The following is a 16,007-nucleotide window of genomic DNA, read 5'->3' as shown; positions in this document are numbered from 1 at the left end:
TGTCCACCATCTATAGCGGACACTATCTCCCACGCTCACCACGCGGCAGGGCAGTCAGACCGGACGCTTACGTTTATCGTGCAGGATGTCCCAGAAACGCCCCAAGCGTGACAGGCGTGACAGAGCGTGACATCGCAACAAATGTCACGGCGCCAGAAGCCGGGAAGGCCGTGACAAGCGTGACAAGCCCTTTAGGGCTGTCACGTGTCACGCCCAGGACTGGGGGTTAAATCCATGAGCTCGACAGAAAAGACGAATGTCACGCTGTCACGCCTCACCCAAGTATCTGCCAAGAAAGCGCATCGGGCCGTTCGAACCGCTGTGCAGCAGGGCACTCTGCATCGCGATGCGTGCGAGGTGTGTGGGGCTCGCCATCGAGAGGATGGTGTAATCGTGGATGCGCATCACGAATGCTATTCTCGACCTTTGGACGTGACTTGGTTGTGTCGTCGCCATCACCGGCAGATCCATGCCGACATTCGCGCCGGCCTGTGGGTGAAGCCATGACCGGGGGGTCGTCGCAGGCTGGCGGATGTGCGCAGATCAGGACCGGCATGGGCAAGAAACGCGCGCATCCACAAAATGAGGCATCTGGGAACGCCTTTCCACTAGGCCTGCATGATGCCGACATCATCCGGCGACTGGCCCGTATCGAGGCCATGCTTGCAGTGCTGATAGGCCAGGACGCGCCCGCAATTGATCCCGTCCCTTTGATTGCCGATCTGACCGATAGCGATTGGTTTACGGCAGGCGAGCTATGGCAGAGCGTCGATGCCCTGAGAAAGGCGGCCGAGGCGATCGGCGAACCGGTCCCCGATGTCGTCCAGGCATTCTCCGACTTGGGCCTTTCCAGCGTCAAAAGCCTGGGCAAGTGGCTGTCAGCCCGCCCGGCCGAAATTATCGAACGCACCGAACGCACCCGCGCCGGCATCCTGTGGCGCATCGCGTGACTTTGCAGGCTTAGAAAAGCTCAAAGTCACCCCCTCCATCGCGCCAATCGCTTGATTGCCTCAGAATCAACGAGACAAAACAGATAGGCGAACCGATGACCCCCAACCGCTCCCTTGCCAGCACCTCGGCCGCCGCCGCGCGTGTTGAAGCCGCCGCCACCATCCAGTGGCTGGCCCGTTCCAAAGCCCTCAAGCTCGATGCTGTCGACATGTCCGAGATGGGCGCACCCACGCGCGCCGTCGACGTGCTGACCAAGGCCACCGACACGTCCAGCCTGGCCGCGGTCGGCGTGATGAGTGCCGTGATGGCATTCGTCCAGAACGCCGGCCAGGCCAGCGCATTTCTGTCGATGGTCAGCGAACAGGCGTTCCGCCGCGTGCCTTTCGATACGCCCCTGATCCACACCGAAAGCCTGCCCATCCCGTCCGGTCTGTCCGAGGGTGGCCTGATCCCGGTCGGCGAGCTGGAGCTGGAAGGCAAGAAGCTGACTGAGGAAAGCGTTGGCGTGATCGTCGTCGCATCTGACGAGGCCTGGCAGCGCGTCGACGGTCCCGGCCAAGGCTTCATCAACAACCTGCTGCAGGCCGCGATCGGTCGCGCCGTCGACGCCCGAATGTTCGAATTGCTGGCCGGATCTGCCCCGGTGAACCTGACGGCGGCCAAGGATGACTCCGCTGCCATCCTGGTCGCTCTGGGCGGCGCTGTGCAGGCGATGCTGACGAAATCGGGTCAGGTGCTGCGATGGGCCGTTTCCCCCGCTGCAGCGGCCGTTCTGGCGCCTCTCAGCGCAGAGGGTCGCATCGCCATGAGCCCGGCGGGCGGAATGATCTTCGACATCCCTGCCGTGATCAGCGAAGGGCTGGAGCCGGGCGAGATTGCCCTGATCGCTGCATCCGACATCGCGGCCGACGTGGTGGACATGGGCATCATGCCCTCGCGCGCATCGGCCCTGCGGCTGCCCGACGGCTCGCCAATGTCGCTGTTCCAGCTGAACCTGATCGCAGTGCGCGCCGTGATGGCGTTTGGCGTCACGCCCCTGGCCGATGCCGTCATGGCAAAAGTGACCCTGACGGAGTGACCCTGATGCAGTTCCCCGCATTCCCCCGTCACCTGACCCCCGAAGAACGCAGCGCCGTCCGCGAGGTCGCAGCCCGCAAGTTCGCGGACGAGCTGCTGAGCGACACGGAGAACAAGACCGGCCCCATCACGGACGCGCGGTGGCGGACGGAGGCGCACAGCGACGCGCTAATCAAGGGCCTGACCCTGATTTCGCTTAACTGGCTGAGCGAGCGCATGGACGCTGTAGAAGCGGCCCAGGCCAGCAAGGGGGACGCCTGATGGCTGGTCAGCTGCAAGACGCCATGGCCCGCATCGATCGCGAGTATGCCGAACGGATGGAAGCATCACAGCGCGACATGCTGACCCGGCACGATCCGGCAACCGTGGCCCTTCTCATGGAAGCCGCGGACCAGATGTGGCGCACCGAACGCCAGATCATTGAGACCCGCGTGCGCAACGCCCTGCAGGAGGTGAGCGCATGAAGCTGCCAGCCCCCGCATTCCCCCGCACCATGTCTGTCGAGGAGCGTGGCGCAGTGCTGCGTGACTACAGCGCACGCGTGGTGGATCACCTGGTGCTTGCCATTGCCAGGTCAAACGGGCTCGACCCGATCGAAGCACGGGCCAAGCTGCAAGGGTCCGAGCATGTCGATGATGTCCGCATCCTCGCGGAGTTTCATTGCGGCATCAGCTGGCTGGTCGAGCGTGTCGACGCCTTGGAGGCCGAGGTTCGCGCGCCGCGCCGGAAGCGATGGGGGGGTCGGGCATGAACCGCGAGAACGCTTCTGCTCCGGACCCCCGGGGATACAACGCAAAGATTTTTTCCCCTCTTTTGATTTCTGCAGGGTGCGTACCGGAGCTAATCATATGATTTTGATCTATAGTTTGATTTCCGAAAATCAAAAAGTGACCACTCGGTCCGCAGCTGGTCACCACTGCGCACCAACGTTTGAGAGGATCGAGCCGTGAGTACTGTCGTCGGACGGCTGAGGGCGGAATTGGGCCTTGATTCCAGCGGTTTCCAAGCGGGACTGCAGCAAAGCCAGGCGAGCTTCCAAAGTTTCGGCCGCCAGATGGCGAACATCGGCAAGGGCGTGGCACTTGCTGGCGTCGGCGCCTTTGCAGCGTTCAACAACAGCGCCAGCCGGATGACGGACCTGCAGCGTCAGGCCGAGATTGCTGGCCTGACCGCACAAGACTTCAATGTCGCTGCACAAGCCGCCAAGGAATACGGCGTCGAGCAGGGCAAGCTGTCAGATGTCCTAAAGGACGTGAACGATCGGCTTGGCGAATATCGCGAAACCGGCGGCGGCGAGATGGCCGAGTTTTTCGAGAAGATCGCGCCCAAGGTCGGCCTAACGCTGGAGGCTTTCGAGGGTCTGAACTCGTCCGAGGCGCTGCAGCTCTATGTGACGGCGCTACAGGACGCCAAGCTGCCGCAGCAGCAGATGACGTACTACATGGAGGCTCTTGCGGATGACGCGACGGGTCTGATCCCTGTGTTCGGCAAATCTGGCGAAGCTCTGGACGCTATGGGCGAGCGGATGCGCAAGCTTGGCGTCAACATCGATGATGACCTGCTCGCCAGCACCCGCGCGGCCCGCGGCGACATTGCCCTGATCTCGGAAGCCCTGCGGACCAACTTCGACCAGGCCGTGCTGCAAATGGGCCCGTCTCTGGCAAACCTGGCAGAGGCATTCATCCCCGTTGCGGGCGGCATCGCTACGGTCATCGAGAAGGTGATCGAGTGGACGGACATAGCAGGCAAGGGTGCCCGCAAGTTTGTGGACGACTTCATCGGCGCGATGTCAGGGCTTCCATCGTCAGCAAGCGGGATTATCGTGCAGCTGGCAGCCGGAACCGCTGCCGGCATGTCCACTATTGCCACCGGGGCTGTAAACTGGGCCGCGGACATCGTTCGGGCGATCGTGGATGGCCTCAAGGGTCTGTATCAGGCAGGGGTCGATGCTGTGGCTGAACTTGGCCGCGGGATGCGCGACAGCGTGACCGGCCTAATCTCCGATGCAGCGACCTGGGGCGGCGACATCGCCGCAGGACTTGCAAACGGCATCCGGGACCGGGCGTCGGCGGTGCGCGACAGCGTGACCGGCTTGGCCGGCAATGTCGCGGCCTGGTTCAACGAAGATCCCGACATCGACTCGCATTCCCCATCGCGCGCATTTCACCGGTTCGGCGGCTGGATCACGCAGGGCCTGGCGAATGGCATCGACGCAGGGGCCGGCGGGGTCCATTCGTCGATGCAGGGTCTGGCCGGGGGGATGATGTCCCATTTCGACGGCGTGCTGTCGGGCGCAAAGAACCTGACCGACGTCTTCGACAACATCAAAGCCAGCTTTGCCAACATGGTCGCGGACATGGCCCAGAAATCCATGGCGAGCGGCGTGAGCGGCATCCTTGGCAGCGTCTTCGGTGCGATCGACCCGCTGGCTGGCGCGCTGCGCGGTGCGGGGCTGAACGCGATCCCGGCGTTCGCCACGGGCACGAACTATGCGCCCGGCGGGTTGGCCGAGATCAACGAGCGGGGCGGCGAGATCGTCAACCTGCCGCGGGGTTCGCAGGTGATCCCGCACGACCTGTCAAAGCGGGCGATGCAGGGGCAAGGCGGCACAAGCCGGATCGAGCTGACGCTATCGCCCGACCTGGAGGGCCGCATCCTGTCGCAGGCTGAAGGCCAGAGCGTCCAGATCACGCAGCAGGGCATCGGCCAATTCCAAAAGCAGATGCCCAACATGGTCAACGACATCAACCGCAACCATCGCAGGCGGTACGGCTGAGACCGGCCAAACCCCACGGCTCCGGGGTTTGGCAGGCTGTCACGCTTTACAGGGGGCGGGGACAGCCAAAAGCCCGCGTTTGGGCAAGGGGCCCCGGCATGACGCTGCCGGGGCCTCTTTCACCAACACAGACTTGGCGCTTAGGCGGCTCAGAGCATCGCACTTTATGACAAGGCTCTGCCCTGCACGTCTGAGCGGTCAGTGGGCAGCCGAGACGCATGACATGATTGAAGCCGCCCATCACGCTCAAAATACCCTTCGGACTTTTTATATGTTGAGTCCCGGACCACAGAGAAACAACATGTTGTGTCGACGATACCTGTTTGACTAGGTTTGGTAGTTTTGTGGATAAAATGGGGTTGACACAGCTTTTGACGCACGACTCACAAGGTGTTAGCCTAAGGCGAATCACCGGGTAATCACCCCTACCTTGGACTGGAACCCGCATGTCACTACTGGAAACTGAACTCCGCGATCTCGGCATCACATTCGCCCAATCGCCGTCTCATGATTATACCAGCGTCAAGCCTGTGTCTGCGCAAAGTTTCCTTGCGTTCTCGGCTTATGGCGAGTTCACTCCTATCAAAGTGGGCACGAGTGCAAGGGTAGTGAATGCCGACGTGGAACGAAATAAACGATGAGATTGCTCGGCGTGGTACGGCTAACGCATGCGATGAGGTTCGAGGGCATTATCTAGCGGCATTACGGGACCTAACCGGCAGAACTACAATCGCGTATTATTCCGGATTTCTGCAAAAGCGTCAGCCTGACGGCCGATTTCACCCAGAAGCGTCGATAACAGACCTTGATATGAACGGTATGATGGCTGTCGTTCATAGTGTGGATCGAACGCATGGGCTTGACCTAATAATCCATACACCTGGAGGGGGTATAGAAGCGACCCGCGCGCTTGTTGAATACTTGTACCTCATGTTCGCCGACAAAGACATCAGGGTTATAGTACCTCACATGGCGATGTCTGCGGGCACTATGATAGCCTGCGCGGCAAAAAGCATAGTAATGGGCAAGCATTCCTGCCTCGGCCCAACTGATCCCCATATTAATGGCGCACCAGCTATGGGGATCTTGGCTGAAGTTGATGATGCAATTGTGCAGATCAGGGCAGATCCTCTCAAGCAAATTATATACCAACAAGTCTTTGCCAAGTATCCGCCAGCTTTCATTGGGGACTGTCAGCGTGCAGTGGAGATTAGCCGGCAGATGGTGCAACGATGGCTTACCCAAAACATGCTTCAAGGAAATGCAGACCCCTTGGCCTCATCTCAAGCTATTGTGGCCGAACTGACGAACTACAAGGGTACGGCATCTCATAGTCATCATTTCCTTGCGGGCGATTGCAAGGCTATGGGTCTGGAAATTGCAGCACTTGAGGACGATCAAGATCTACAGGAGGCGGTACTTAGCGTGCACCACGCATTTGTAGCGACCTTCGCGCAGTCTGATGTCATAAAGATTATCCAAAATTCGGATCATGGAATTTGGACAATCAATGCCAACACATAGCGATCGTTTCTGGCATCATTATTAGATCACCGCCTGCACCCCAGACGCAGTGAACTCAAGCCCTTGCGCTTCGAGCGCCGCTCTCAATGCGGCGACTGTCCGCTTGTATGGCTGTCGATTTCCAGTCTCAAAATTCGCAATCGTGGCCTTCGCAACCTCAGCCGCTTCCGCCAAGTCTTGTTGAGTCATACCCGCAAGTGCCCGAGCTGCTTTGCACTGTTCCGGTGTCATCTGGTGCAACCTTGCATTTTATGACTTGCCTTGTACCATCATGTTGGTGCAACCTTACACCGTGCGGGGTGATCGGCACAACCTGAAACACAAGGATTGGAGACCAACATGAACGCGATTTCCGCGAACGACACCAGTTTGTCCGCTGCACTACTGGCACACGTCCAGGATCAGCAGGTTCTAGCCACCCGCCTTTCCGGCATCATTGAAGCGATTGATGTCGTCTATCATGACAAGCCAACATCCAACGGAGTTACGGTGCTGCTTTCGATCGCCCGGGACTTGATGGACCAACTGGATACCAATTTGGACAGCGTGAACCTACCGAAAGGCGGTGTCGCATGACACATGCTTTTGCGATCGAAAAAATGATCCGTACCGACAGCCACAAAGACTGGGCCGCTGAATGCGCAACCACGGCAATGGCCCTTGTGCTAACTGCGCGACTTGCCTTGGAGAACGAGGGCAGTGGCATTTGCTCTGACAACGAGCGTGCCTGTGTTGTCGCCGATACGTTGGAGGTTGCTTATTCTCTAATGGCGATCACCTCTGACGGAGTCGAAGAAATGCAGCGGGAAGGCCGCTATGGCACTTGGCGCGAGGGTGAAAATGAATCGGCGATGACTGCAGCACGAAGCTGACGCGATTAGAGTCATCTAATATCATCAGCGTTGATGGGTAAGCTGCGGGGTAATCAAACGGCCCGCAAAGAATTCAAAGGAAATTCAATGATCTGCAGTGACATCTGGTGGAGCCGAGGGGAATCGAACCCCTGACCTCGTCATTGCGAACGACGCGCTCTACCAACTGAGCTACGACCCCAACGCTGTTTTGATCGCGTGGGCGGCGCGGTTTGTCAAGTGGGCCGCGCCGCCCTGTTCATCACTCGGGCAGGGTGAAGGCGATCAGCTGATCGGCCACCTGCGGCTTGATGATGGAATTGCCACCGACGGTAAAGACCACGTATTGCTGGCCATCATAATCATAGACCGCGGGGATCGACACGGCCGGGGCGTCAACCTGGGCCTTCCACAACACGTCGCCGGTGGCGGCGTCCAGCGCGCGCACCCGGGCGTCCATCGACGCGCCGATGAAGATCAGCCCGGACGCCGTCACGACCGGCCCGCCGATGGTGGGCGAACCCCAGCTTTCCGGCATGTAGAAGCCCCATTGCTGCGTCTGTCCGAAGGGACGCTCCCACAGCGTTTCACCCGATTTCAGGTCGATGGCGGACATCAGACCATAGGGCGGCTTCCAGCAGGGCATGCCGATCGGGTTCAGGAAGTTGGTCAGGCTGAAACCGTAGGGCGTGCCGGTCATCGGGAACAGGCCGCCCTCGGCCTCGCTGCCGCCGCTGGTCATGGTGTCGTAATCCTCGCGCTCGATCAGTTGATAGATCTGCGCCACGCGAGAGCTGTTGATATAAAGGATGCCGCTTTCCGGATCGACCGCGCCGCCGCCCCATTGAAAGCCGCCCGCGGTGGCCGGATAGGCCAGCGTCCCTTCCAGGCTGGGCGGGGTGTAACGGCCCTCATAGCGCAGCTCGTCGAACTTGCGCGAGCAATAGCCGAAGGACGCGATGTCGGCCAAGCTGAACACGCCGCCCCAGTCATCGCCGATGGGCGATTTCGGCAGGGTCGGAATGGGCTGCGTCGGCGACGAGACCTCTCCCTCGACATCCGTCGGGGGGACGGGGGTGTCTTCGATCGGAAAGATCGGCTCTCCGGTCAGGCGGTTCAGAACGAAGGCATAGCCCATCTTGGTCGGCTGGACCAAGGCGGGGGTGCTGCCCCCCTCGCCGGGGATATCCACAAGGGTTGGTGCCGCTACGGTATCGTAATCCCAGATGTCGTGGTTCACCAACTGGCGCGACCACACGACCTCTCCGGTGTCGCCATTCACCGCGGTGACCGAGGTCGCCAGGGGGATCGGGTCGGTGCGCGTCCCGCCGTAGAAATCCGCACTCGGGCTGGAGACGGGGAGGAAGGCCAAACCGTTCTCCTCGTCGACCGACATGGCGGTCCAGACGTTCGAGGTGCCGGTCACGCCGTCGTAATCCTCGGGGATCGAATGGAAGGTCCAGTCCAGTTCGCCGGTGCGCGCGTCGACGGCAAAGACCGACCCCAGGGGGTTCGCTGCGTCGTGCCAGTCCTTGCCCGCCCAACCCAGCAACAGCTTGTCGCGAAAGACGGTGGGCGGCTGCAACTGCGATAGCGGAAAGTTTGCGTCGGGCTTGTTCCACTGGTTCACGTCCAGGATGCCGCCCTCGCCGAAATCGGCGCACAGTTCCCCGGTATCGGCATCCACCGCATGCAGTTCGGCGTCCATCGTGCCGATATAGACCCGCCGCGCGCAGGGTCCGTCTCCCTCTCCCTCCCAATAGGTCACGCCGCGGTTCTTCAGTTCGGGCTGGGACAGGGGCTCCAGCGTGGTGTCGTCGGGCTCATACGTCCAGGCGATCTCTCCGGTGTCGGGATGAACGGCCAGGATGCGATAGAAGGGCGTGCCGACATACAACAGGTCGTTGGCCAGAATCGGCGTCGCAGACCAGACCGTGCCCGGAATGTCGCCCGACCCGTCGGAGACATCCCCGGTGTGAATCTCCCAAGCCATCTCAAGATCGCCGACGTTCTCGGGGGTGATCTGGGTGGAGGCGCTGTATTTCTGGGCCATGCCGTTTCCGTGGAAACCGGTCCATTCGGTCTGTTGCGCATGGGCGGCGGGGGCCAGCAGGATCAGGGCGGGAAGGATGCGGATCATGGCTTTTACCTCGCGACCAGGATGAAGATCAGCCACAGGGCCAGCGTCAGCGCGATGGCCAGCATCAGCCAGCCCTGCATCAGGAACCACGCGCAGATCAGCGTCAGCAGCCCCCCGATCAGGATCATCACCGCGACGAAGGTGCGGAACCGGCCCGGCGACAGACGCCCGACCAGCAGCGCAGCCACGGTCAGCGCGACCATGCCAAGGATGGCCAGCCCGGCGCCGGCAGTTCCGGTGATGCCCGATCCGCGCTGGAAGAAGGCCAGGATGGCCAAGACCAGGCCGATCACGGCAGGGACCGCCATCAGATTGGCGACCAGCTCCTCTCGGGCGCGGTGGGCGGGGGGCAGGGTGTCGGGCATCGGGACCTCTGGCATGGGGTCTGACCGGCGCGATCACGGGGCCGTGTCAGATCGTGACATGCAAGGGCAATGCCCGGGGCGGGGCAGGGTTCCCCCCAAGGCCTGGATTTCGGGCCTTGGGGGCTGGCATCGCCTATTCGGCAGCCTCGGCATAGGCTTCCAGCGGCGGGCAGGTGCAGATCAGGTTGCGGTCGCCGTGGGCGTTGTCTACGCGCCCGACCGGCGGCCAGTACTTGTCCACGCGGAACGCACCTGCCGGGAAACAGCCCTGTTCGCGCGAATAGGGGCGGTCCCAATCGCGGACCAGATCCTCGACCGTATGCGGCGCGTGGCGCAGCGGGCTCTGATCCGCGGCAATGCGACCCTCGGCCACGTCGGTGATCTCGTCGCGGATCGCCAGCAGAGCGGTGATGAAACGGTCGATCTCGGCCTTGGTCTCGCTCTCGGTCGGCTCGACCATCAGCGTGCCGCTGACCGGCCAGCTCATCGTGGGGGCGTGGAAGCCGTTGTCGATCAGGCGCTTGGCGATGTCGTCCACCGTCACGCCATGTTCGGCAAAGGGTCGCGTGTCGATGATGCATTCATGCGCCACCCGGCCGCGATTGCCCATGAACAGGATCGGATAGGCCCCGGCCAGCCGCGCCGCGATATAGTTCGCGTTTAGGATCGCTACGCGGGTGGCTTGGGTCAGGCCTTCGCCGCCCATCATCAGGCAATAGGCCCAGCTGATCAGCAGGATCGACGCCGATCCATAGGGCGCCGCACTGACCGCGCCTTCGCCGCCCTGCGGATTGCCGGGCAGGAAGGGCGCCAGATGCGCCTTGACCCCGATCGGCCCCATGCCGGGGCCGCCGCCGCCATGCGGGATGGCAAAGGTCTTGTGCAGGTTCAGGTGGCTGACATCGCCGCCGATCTCTCCGGGTTTCACCAGGCCGACCAGCGCATTCATGTTCGCGCCGTCGATATAGACCTGACCGCCATGCTCATGCGTGATGTCGCAGACCTGCCGCACGGTGTCCTCGAAGACGCCATGGGTCGAGGGATAGGTGATCATCACCGCCGCCAGCCGGTCGCCTGCCTTGGCCGCCTTGTCGGCGAAGTCCTCCAGGTCGATGTCGCCGTTCGGGGCGGATTTCACCACCACGACCTGCATCCCGCACATCTGCGCCGATGCCGGGTTCGTACCATGCGCCGACACCGGGATCAGGCAGATGTCACGCTCCTCGCCCCGCGCCTTGTGATAGGCCTGGATGGTCAGCAGCCCGGCATATTCCCCCTGCGCGCCGCTGTTCGGCTGCATGGAGAAGGCGTCGTAGCCGGTGATCACACACAGCTTCTGGGTCAGGTCCGCGATCGCCTCATGATACCCCGCCGCCTGATCGGCCGGCGCAAAGGGATGCAGCGCACCGAATTCCGGCCAGGTGATCGGCATCATCTCTGCCGCGGCGTTCAGCTTCATGGTGCAGCTGCCAAGCGGAATCATCGCCCGGTCCAGCGCCAGGTCCCGGTCCGACAGGCGGCGCATATAGCGCATCATCTCGGATTCGGCGCGGTTCATGTGAAAGACCGGATGGGTCAGGTACTCGCTCTCGCGCAGCAGCGCTTCGGGGATCGCGGGTGCGGTCGCCGCCGGTGCCGCATCGGTGATCCCGAACGCGTCCAGCAGGCGAATGATCACGCCCGCATCGGTCGTCTCGTCCACACTGATGCCCACGCGGTCGCGGCCCACCTTGCGCAGGTTGATGCTGCGATGACGCGCGGCGGCCATGATGCCCTGCTGGCCCACGCCCACCTTGACGGTGATCGTGTCAAAGAACGCCTCCGGCGCGACCTCGGCCCCCGCAGCACGCAGGGCATCGGCCACCGTGACCGCGTGCAGATGCACCCGCTGCGCGATGGCACGCAGGCCCACCGGCCCGTGGAACACCGCATAGAATCCCGCCATCACCGCCAGCAGCGCCTGCGCGGTGCAGACGTTGCTGGTGGCCTTCTCGCGGCGGATATGCTGCTCGCGCGTCTGCAGCGACAGGCGCAGCGCCTGCTTGCCCGAACTGTCGATGCTGACGCCCACGATGCGCCCCGGCATCGCCCGCTTCAGCGCGTCCCGGCAGGACATGAAGGCCGCATGCGGCCCGCCATAGCCCATCGGCACGCCAAAGCGCTGCGACGATCCAACGGCGATGTCGGCGCCCATCGCGCCCGGCTCCTTCAGAACGCACAGCGCCAGAAGGTCGGTCGCCACAATGGCCAGCGCGCCTGCGGCATGCAGCGCCTCGATCTCGGGGGTCAGGTCGCGGACATGGCCATAGGTGCCGGGATACTGGAACACCGCGGCAAAGACCTGATCCGCCACCAGATCGTCAACCGAGCCCTTGATGATGCGAATGCCCAAAGGCGCCGCCCGCGTCTCGATCACCGCGATGGTCTGCGGATGCAGGTCATGGGCCACGAAGAATGCGTCCGCCTTGGACTTCGACTGCCGCCGCGCCATGGCCATCGCCTCGGCCGCCGCGGTCGCCTCATCCAGCAGCGATGCGTTCGCCACCGGCAGCCCGGTCAGATCCGCAACCATGGTCTGGAAGTTCAGCAGCGCCTCCAGCCGCCCCTGCGCGATCTCGGGCTGATACGGCGTATAGGCCGTGTACCAGGCCGGGTTCTCCAGGATGTTGCGCTGGATCGCGGGGGGCGTGACGGTGCCATAGTAACCTTGGCCGATCAGGCTGGTCATCACCCGGTTCTTGTCCGCCACCTCACGCATGCGTGCCAGCAGCCCGGCCTCGGACAGCGCCGGCCAGTCCAGCGCATCCGACTGGCGGATCGCCGCGGGCACGGTCTGTTCGATCAGCTGGTCCAGGCTGTCGGCCCCAACCGCCTTCAGCATTTCGGCCATCTCGACCGGGGACGGGCCGATATGCCGGCGGTTCGCGAAATCGTCGGGGTTGTAGTCGGTGGGCGTCCAGCGGCTCATCCTGGCCTCCTTGCCGGGCACGCGCGGTGGCGGCCCTTCTTCTTTGTTCAAATACCCTGGGGGTCCGGGGGTGAAACCCCCGGCCGGCGGTCGATCTTCAGTCGACCAGCGCCTTGTAGGCGGCCTCGTCCATGAACCCGTCCAACGCACCGGCATCCGAGGGCTTGATCCGGAAGAACCAGGCGGCCATCGGATCGCCGTTCACGTCGCCGGGGCTGTCCGACAGCGCCTCGTTCACCGCGGTGATCGTGCCCGCCACCGGGGCCGTGATGTCGGACGCGGCCTTGACGCTCTCGATCACCACGATCTCGTCGCCGGCGGACACCTCGCGCCCCTCCTCGGGCAGCTCGATGAACACCACGTCGCCCAGCTGTTCGCTGGCATGCTTGGTGATGCCCACGACGATCTCGTCGCCCTCGGCGCGCAGCCATTCGTGGTCTTCGGTGTATTTCAGCATGATCAGGTCCTTCAGCGTTTATAGGATGGGGTGACGAAGGGCAGGGCGCAGACCGTCAGGGGCACGCGCTTGCCGCGCACCTCCGCCCGGATCGTGGCGCCCTTGGGGATGTCGGCGGGAATGCGGGCCATGGCGATCGGGCCGCCCACAGACGGCCCGAAGCCGCCCGAACCGACCGTCCCGATGGGCGTCCCGTCATCGGCGAACAGCGCGACCCCCTCGCGGATCGGTGCGCGGCCCTCGGGGCGCAGCCCGCGGCGGGTGACGGCGGGCGATCCCAGTTCGGCCAGCACCGCGTCGGCGCCGGGAAACCCGCCCGCCCGCGCACCACCCGCGCGACGCACCTTGGGGATCGACCAGCCAAGCGCCGCCTGCGCGGGCGTCACGCCCCCGTCCATGTCATGACCGTAAAGCGGCATCCCCGCCTCCAGCCGCAGGCTGTCGCGCGCCCCCAGACCGATGGGCGCCACCTCGGGCTCTGCCAGCAGCGTCCGCGCGAAATCCTCCAGCCGGGTCTCGGGAACCGAGATCTCGAACCCGTCCTCTCCGGTATAGCCCGACCGCGACACCCAAAGCGTCGCCCCATCCCAGTCCAGCGCGGTGCTGTCCATGAACCGCATCGCCGCGACCCCCGGCACCAGCCGGGCCAGCGCCGCCTCGGCCTGCGGCCCCTGCAGCGCCACCAGCCCTCGATCCGTCACCGGCCTCACCGTCACGCCCGCCAGACCGCGCAGATGCGCGATGTCCTGTTCCGCACAGGCCGCATTCACGACCAGCAGGTAATGATCGCCCCGGTTGGCGAACATCAGGTCGTCCAGGACCCCGCCCGCATCGTTGGTGAACAGGCCGTAACGCTGCCGCCCGGGCGCCAGGCCCGCGACATCTGCGGGGATCAGCGTCTCCAGCGCCGCGGCGGCGGTGGCCATGTCGCCATCGTCAGGGGTGACCACCACCTGTCCCATGTGGCTGACGTCGAACAGCCCGGCCTGCGCACGGGTGTGCAGATGTTCGGCCATCACCCCCATCGGGTACTGCACGGGCATGTCCCAGCCCGCAAAGGGCACCATGCGGGCGCCCTGTTCGACATGAAGGTCGTAAAGACCGGTCCGGCGGCTCGTCTCGGCCATCTGGCCTCCTGCGTGTCTGCCGGGCAGCCGGCATCGGTTGGACGGGGAATGCCCCCGTGCGTCGATGCCCCCTCTGTCCGTGCCGGTGCCCCTGTCGGGACTTGGGCGCCTGAGATCGTTATCCCTTCGGCGGGCCTCTCGGCCACTCTCCAGAGTTCTTGGGGAAGACGGTCCTTTTGCCTGAGAGCTTGCCGGGGCGGCTTCTCCTTCGGCCCCGGCGCAGCGCCGGTGTCTCCCGAATTCCTGCTCTCGGTGCTAGCCGCCCCCTTGCGGCAAGGCAAGACCTTTGTCGCAGCCGTGCGTCAAAGCGGCGCTTTCCGCCCAAGGGCCGGGCAGACGTTGACAGGCCCCGCCCCCATGCGCATCGTCGCGGCTTGCCCCCGGACAGGTCGCCCATGCCGCCCAAGTTCTTCCAGATCGGCTTCAACAAATGCGGCACGACCTTCATCGCGCGCCTGTTCGACCTGAACCGCATCCCGGCTGCACACTGGCTGGAAGGCGCGCTGGCCGATGACATCGCTTATGCCAGGCTGACCGGTGCCCGGCCGCTGGCGCGATGGGCGGACAGCGTCACGGCCTTCACCGACATGGAATCGGTGCGCTTCCTGAACATGCCGGTGATCGAGGGATTCCGCGACTTCGCCCTGCTGGATCGTCACTATCCCGGTTCGGTCTTCCTGCTGAACACCCGCCGGGTCGAGGACTGGATCGCCAGTCGCTATCTGCACCGGGGCGGCGCGTATGCCCGCAGCATCGCGGCCAATCTGGGCGTTTCCCTCGGCGATCTGGGCGACATCTGGGCGCGGGACTGGGCCGACCACCTGTCCGCCGTGCGGGCGCATTTCGCGGGCCGTCCCACCTTCATCGACATCGACATCGACCAGGCCGCCCCCGAGGATTACCGCCGCGCCCTGTCGCCCTGGTACGACCTGCCGCATCTGCCCGCCCTGCCGGGCGCGGGGGTGCGCCAGGCCCGGCGTACCAACCTGCCGCGGGTGCTGGCGATGATGCAGACGGCGGTTCCCGGCGCCGATATCGACCCCGACCGCCGCGCCCGGCTAGCCACGCGGTTGGCCAAGCTGGCAGCCCCCGCCCGCCTGCGGCAGAAGGGTACGGTCGATCGCCCGCCCCATGCGCAGGCGCTGTGCCTGGACATGGATCACGGCCGCCTGCGCACGGCCGACGGGGCCGAACTGCCGCTGCATCGCGGGCCGGACGGGCGGTTCTACCTGGCCGCACAGCGCCCCGGCCTGCTGCGCGCGGCGGCGGTGGCCAATGACATCGCCGCGTTGACAGATCGGGGGCGGTACTGGCTGGACATGCGCCCCGCGACCTTCGCGGGCAGTGGACCGGACGATCCCGCCGACGGACCGCTGATCGCCAGTCTGCGCCGCACGGGGGCGCGCAACGTGTTCCTGTGGCCCGCGCCCTGGCTGCATCGCATCGGCAATGACGGCTTTCCAGGCGCACCCGCGGGCGATGACCCCGCATGGCAGGACCGCGCCGACGTGGCGGGGTGGCGCGGAACGTTGTCCAACCATCACGACCGCCTGACGGCCGAGGGCGCGATCACCGCCCTGCTGACCAGCGCACCGGGGTCCGACGCCTTCGCACAGGCGGTCGATGCCTTGCCGCGGATGTCGCGCTGGCGGTTCCTGACCGACCATGCAGGACGCGACGGCGTCGATCTTGCGCTGATCCCCGATGCGCGTGTCGCGCGGGCGCTGGACCGCGCCGGGCTGCGCCCGCCTGCGCCGCAGGCGCCGCCCCG

At 64.2% G+C, this 16,007-nt stretch carries 17 protein-coding genes, 1 tRNA gene and 1 riboswitch; of the genes, 10 read left to right on the top strand and 8 right to left on the bottom strand.

The features are described from left to right. Positions 1-267 precede the first annotated feature (267 nt). Positions 268-471, bottom strand: a complete 204-nt coding sequence (locus FHD68_RS19015; protein ID WP_167550400.1) for a hypothetical protein — start codon at positions 469-471, stop codon at positions 268-270. A gap of 83 nt (positions 472-554) precedes the next feature. On the opposite strand from FHD68_RS19015, the gene FHD68_RS12590 reads away from it, so the two are divergent. The 7 genes from FHD68_RS12590 (at position 555) to FHD68_RS12560 (ending at position 6,328) form a co-directional block, all read left to right on the top strand. After that, complete coding sequence (locus FHD68_RS12590; protein ID WP_139085920.1) at positions 555-950, top strand: hypothetical protein; 396 nt, start codon at positions 555-557, stop codon at positions 948-950. A gap of 95 nt (positions 951-1,045) precedes the next feature. Next, positions 1,046-2,029 carry a phage major capsid protein gene (locus FHD68_RS12585; RefSeq protein WP_139085918.1) on the top strand — a complete coding sequence of 328 codons (984 nt, stop codon included), beginning with the start codon at positions 1,046-1,048 and terminating at the stop codon, positions 2,027-2,029. A 5-nt stretch (positions 2,030-2,034) separates the two neighbouring features. After that, positions 2,035-2,289, top strand: a complete 255-nt coding sequence (locus tag FHD68_RS12580; RefSeq protein WP_139085916.1) for a hypothetical protein — start codon at positions 2,035-2,037, stop codon at positions 2,287-2,289. Next, positions 2,289-2,492 (top strand): hypothetical protein, encoded by a 204-nt coding sequence (locus FHD68_RS12575; protein WP_139085914.1) that lies wholly within the window; start codon positions 2,289-2,291, stop codon positions 2,490-2,492. The genes FHD68_RS12580 and FHD68_RS12575 overlap by 1 nt, the downstream gene beginning before the upstream one ends. Next, positions 2,489-2,779: a hypothetical protein gene (locus tag FHD68_RS12570; RefSeq protein WP_139085912.1), complete on the top strand. Its 291-nt coding sequence runs from the start codon at positions 2,489-2,491 to the stop codon at positions 2,777-2,779. Before FHD68_RS12575 ends, FHD68_RS12570 begins: the two co-directional genes overlap by 4 nt. A gap of 195 nt (positions 2,780-2,974) precedes the next feature. Beyond that, positions 2,975-4,804, top strand: a complete 1,830-nt coding sequence (locus tag FHD68_RS12565; protein ID WP_139085910.1) for a phage tail protein — start codon at positions 2,975-2,977, stop codon at positions 4,802-4,804. Positions 4,805-5,416: 612 nt separating this feature from the next. Beyond that, positions 5,417-6,328 carry an SDH family Clp fold serine proteinase gene (locus FHD68_RS12560; protein ID WP_244297855.1) on the top strand — a complete coding sequence of 304 codons (912 nt, stop codon included), beginning with the start codon at positions 5,417-5,419 and terminating at the stop codon, positions 6,326-6,328. 21 nt (positions 6,329-6,349) lie between these two features. Here FHD68_RS12560 and FHD68_RS12555 read toward each other — a convergent pair whose 3' ends face one another. After that, positions 6,350-6,559 (bottom strand): helix-turn-helix transcriptional regulator, encoded by a 210-nt coding sequence (locus tag FHD68_RS12555; RefSeq protein ID WP_139085908.1) that lies wholly within the window; start codon positions 6,557-6,559, stop codon positions 6,350-6,352. Positions 6,560-6,667: 108 nt separating this feature from the next. Between FHD68_RS12555 and FHD68_RS12550 the strand changes: the two genes are divergently transcribed. After that, positions 6,668-6,904, top strand: coding sequence for a hypothetical protein (locus FHD68_RS12550; RefSeq protein ID WP_139085906.1), 237 nt, complete (start codon positions 6,668-6,670; stop codon positions 6,902-6,904). Then, a complete protein-coding gene (locus FHD68_RS12545; RefSeq protein ID WP_139085904.1) occupies positions 6,901-7,200 on the top strand; it encodes a hypothetical protein in 300 nt (99 codons plus the stop codon). Before FHD68_RS12550 ends, FHD68_RS12545 begins: the two co-directional genes overlap by 4 nt. 105 nt (positions 7,201-7,305) lie before the next feature. On the opposite strand, the gene FHD68_RS12540 is transcribed toward FHD68_RS12545, so the two are convergent. From FHD68_RS12540 to gcvT, 6 genes are all read right to left on the bottom strand, one after another. Beyond that, positions 7,306-7,381: transfer RNA gene (locus FHD68_RS12540), tRNA-Ala, on the bottom strand. Positions 7,382-7,441: 60 nt separating this feature from the next. Further along, complete coding sequence (locus FHD68_RS12535) at positions 7,442-9,319, bottom strand: pyrroloquinoline quinone-dependent dehydrogenase (protein WP_139085902.1); 1,878 nt, start codon at positions 9,317-9,319, stop codon at positions 7,442-7,444. Positions 9,320-9,324: 5 nt separating this feature from the next. Next, positions 9,325-9,699, bottom strand: coding sequence for a hypothetical protein (locus FHD68_RS12530; RefSeq protein WP_139085900.1), 375 nt, complete (start codon positions 9,697-9,699; stop codon positions 9,325-9,327). Positions 9,700-9,817: 118 nt separating this feature from the next. Beyond that, positions 9,818-12,652 carry an aminomethyl-transferring glycine dehydrogenase gene (gene gcvP / locus FHD68_RS12525; RefSeq protein WP_127897589.1) on the bottom strand — a complete coding sequence of 945 codons (2,835 nt, stop codon included), beginning with the start codon at positions 12,650-12,652 and terminating at the stop codon, positions 9,818-9,820. A 97-nt stretch (positions 12,653-12,749) separates the two neighbouring features. Then, on the bottom strand, positions 12,750-13,109 hold the full coding sequence (gcvH, locus tag FHD68_RS12520) for a glycine cleavage system protein GcvH (protein ID WP_127897590.1): 360 nt from the start codon (positions 13,107-13,109) through the stop codon (positions 12,750-12,752). An 11-nt stretch (positions 13,110-13,120) separates the two neighbouring features. Continuing rightward, the gene (gene gcvT / locus FHD68_RS12515) at positions 13,121-14,236 is read right to left on the bottom strand and encodes a glycine cleavage system aminomethyltransferase GcvT (RefSeq protein ID WP_127897591.1); all 1,116 of its coding nucleotides are present in this window, start codon (positions 14,234-14,236) and stop codon (positions 13,121-13,123) included. Positions 14,237-14,394: 158 nt separating this feature from the next. After that, positions 14,395-14,484: riboswitch (glycine riboswitch) on the bottom strand. A gap of 147 nt (positions 14,485-14,631) precedes the next feature. Between gcvT and FHD68_RS12510 the strand changes: the two genes are divergently transcribed. After that, the coding region (locus tag FHD68_RS12510) for a hypothetical protein (RefSeq protein ID WP_139085898.1) at positions 14,632-16,007 on the top strand (1,376 nt) is incomplete at its 3' end.

The sequence above is a fragment of the Paracoccus marcusii genome (assembly GCF_006151785.1).
Lineage (GTDB): Bacteria > Pseudomonadota > Alphaproteobacteria > Rhodobacterales > Rhodobacteraceae > Paracoccus > Paracoccus marcusii.
The sequence above is the reverse complement of the archived record's forward strand: the minus strand, read 5'-3'. Positions and strand labels throughout refer to the sequence as shown.

Bases quoted from the DNA above. Each gene is read 5' to 3' on its own strand.
- FHD68_RS19015 (WP_167550400.1), bottom strand. From the start codon at position 471: ATGGATCTGCCGGTGATGGCGACGACACAACCAAGTCACGTCCAAAGG.
- FHD68_RS12590 (WP_139085920.1), top strand. From the start codon at position 555: ATGGGCAAGAAACGCGCGCATCCACAAAATGAGGCATCTGGGAACGCC.
- FHD68_RS12585 (WP_139085918.1), top strand. From the start codon at position 1,046: ATGACCCCCAACCGCTCCCTTGCCAGCACCTCGGCCGCCGCCGCGCGT.
- FHD68_RS12580 (WP_139085916.1), top strand. From the start codon at position 2,035: ATGCAGTTCCCCGCATTCCCCCGTCACCTGACCCCCGAAGAACGCAGC.
- FHD68_RS12575 (WP_139085914.1), top strand. From the start codon at position 2,289: ATGGCTGGTCAGCTGCAAGACGCCATGGCCCGCATCGATCGCGAGTAT.
- FHD68_RS12570 (WP_139085912.1), top strand. From the start codon at position 2,489: ATGAAGCTGCCAGCCCCCGCATTCCCCCGCACCATGTCTGTCGAGGAG.
- FHD68_RS12560 (WP_244297855.1), top strand. From the start codon at position 5,417: ATGCCGACGTGGAACGAAATAAACGATGAGATTGCTCGGCGTGGTACG.
- FHD68_RS12555 (WP_139085908.1), bottom strand. From the start codon at position 6,559: ATGACACCGGAACAGTGCAAAGCAGCTCGGGCACTTGCGGGTATGACT.
- FHD68_RS12550 (WP_139085906.1), top strand. From the start codon at position 6,668: ATGAACGCGATTTCCGCGAACGACACCAGTTTGTCCGCTGCACTACTG.
- FHD68_RS12545 (WP_139085904.1), top strand. From the start codon at position 6,901: ATGACACATGCTTTTGCGATCGAAAAAATGATCCGTACCGACAGCCAC.
- FHD68_RS12535 (WP_139085902.1), bottom strand. From the start codon at position 9,319: ATGATCCGCATCCTTCCCGCCCTGATCCTGCTGGCCCCCGCCGCCCAT.
- FHD68_RS12530 (WP_139085900.1), bottom strand. From the start codon at position 9,699: ATGCCAGAGGTCCCGATGCCCGACACCCTGCCCCCCGCCCACCGCGCC.
- gcvP (WP_127897589.1), bottom strand. From the start codon at position 12,652: ATGAGCCGCTGGACGCCCACCGACTACAACCCCGACGATTTCGCGAAC.
- gcvH (WP_127897590.1), bottom strand. From the start codon at position 13,109: ATGCTGAAATACACCGAAGACCACGAATGGCTGCGCGCCGAGGGCGAC.
- gcvT (WP_127897591.1), bottom strand. From the start codon at position 14,236: ATGGCCGAGACGAGCCGCCGGACCGGTCTTTACGACCTTCATGTCGAA.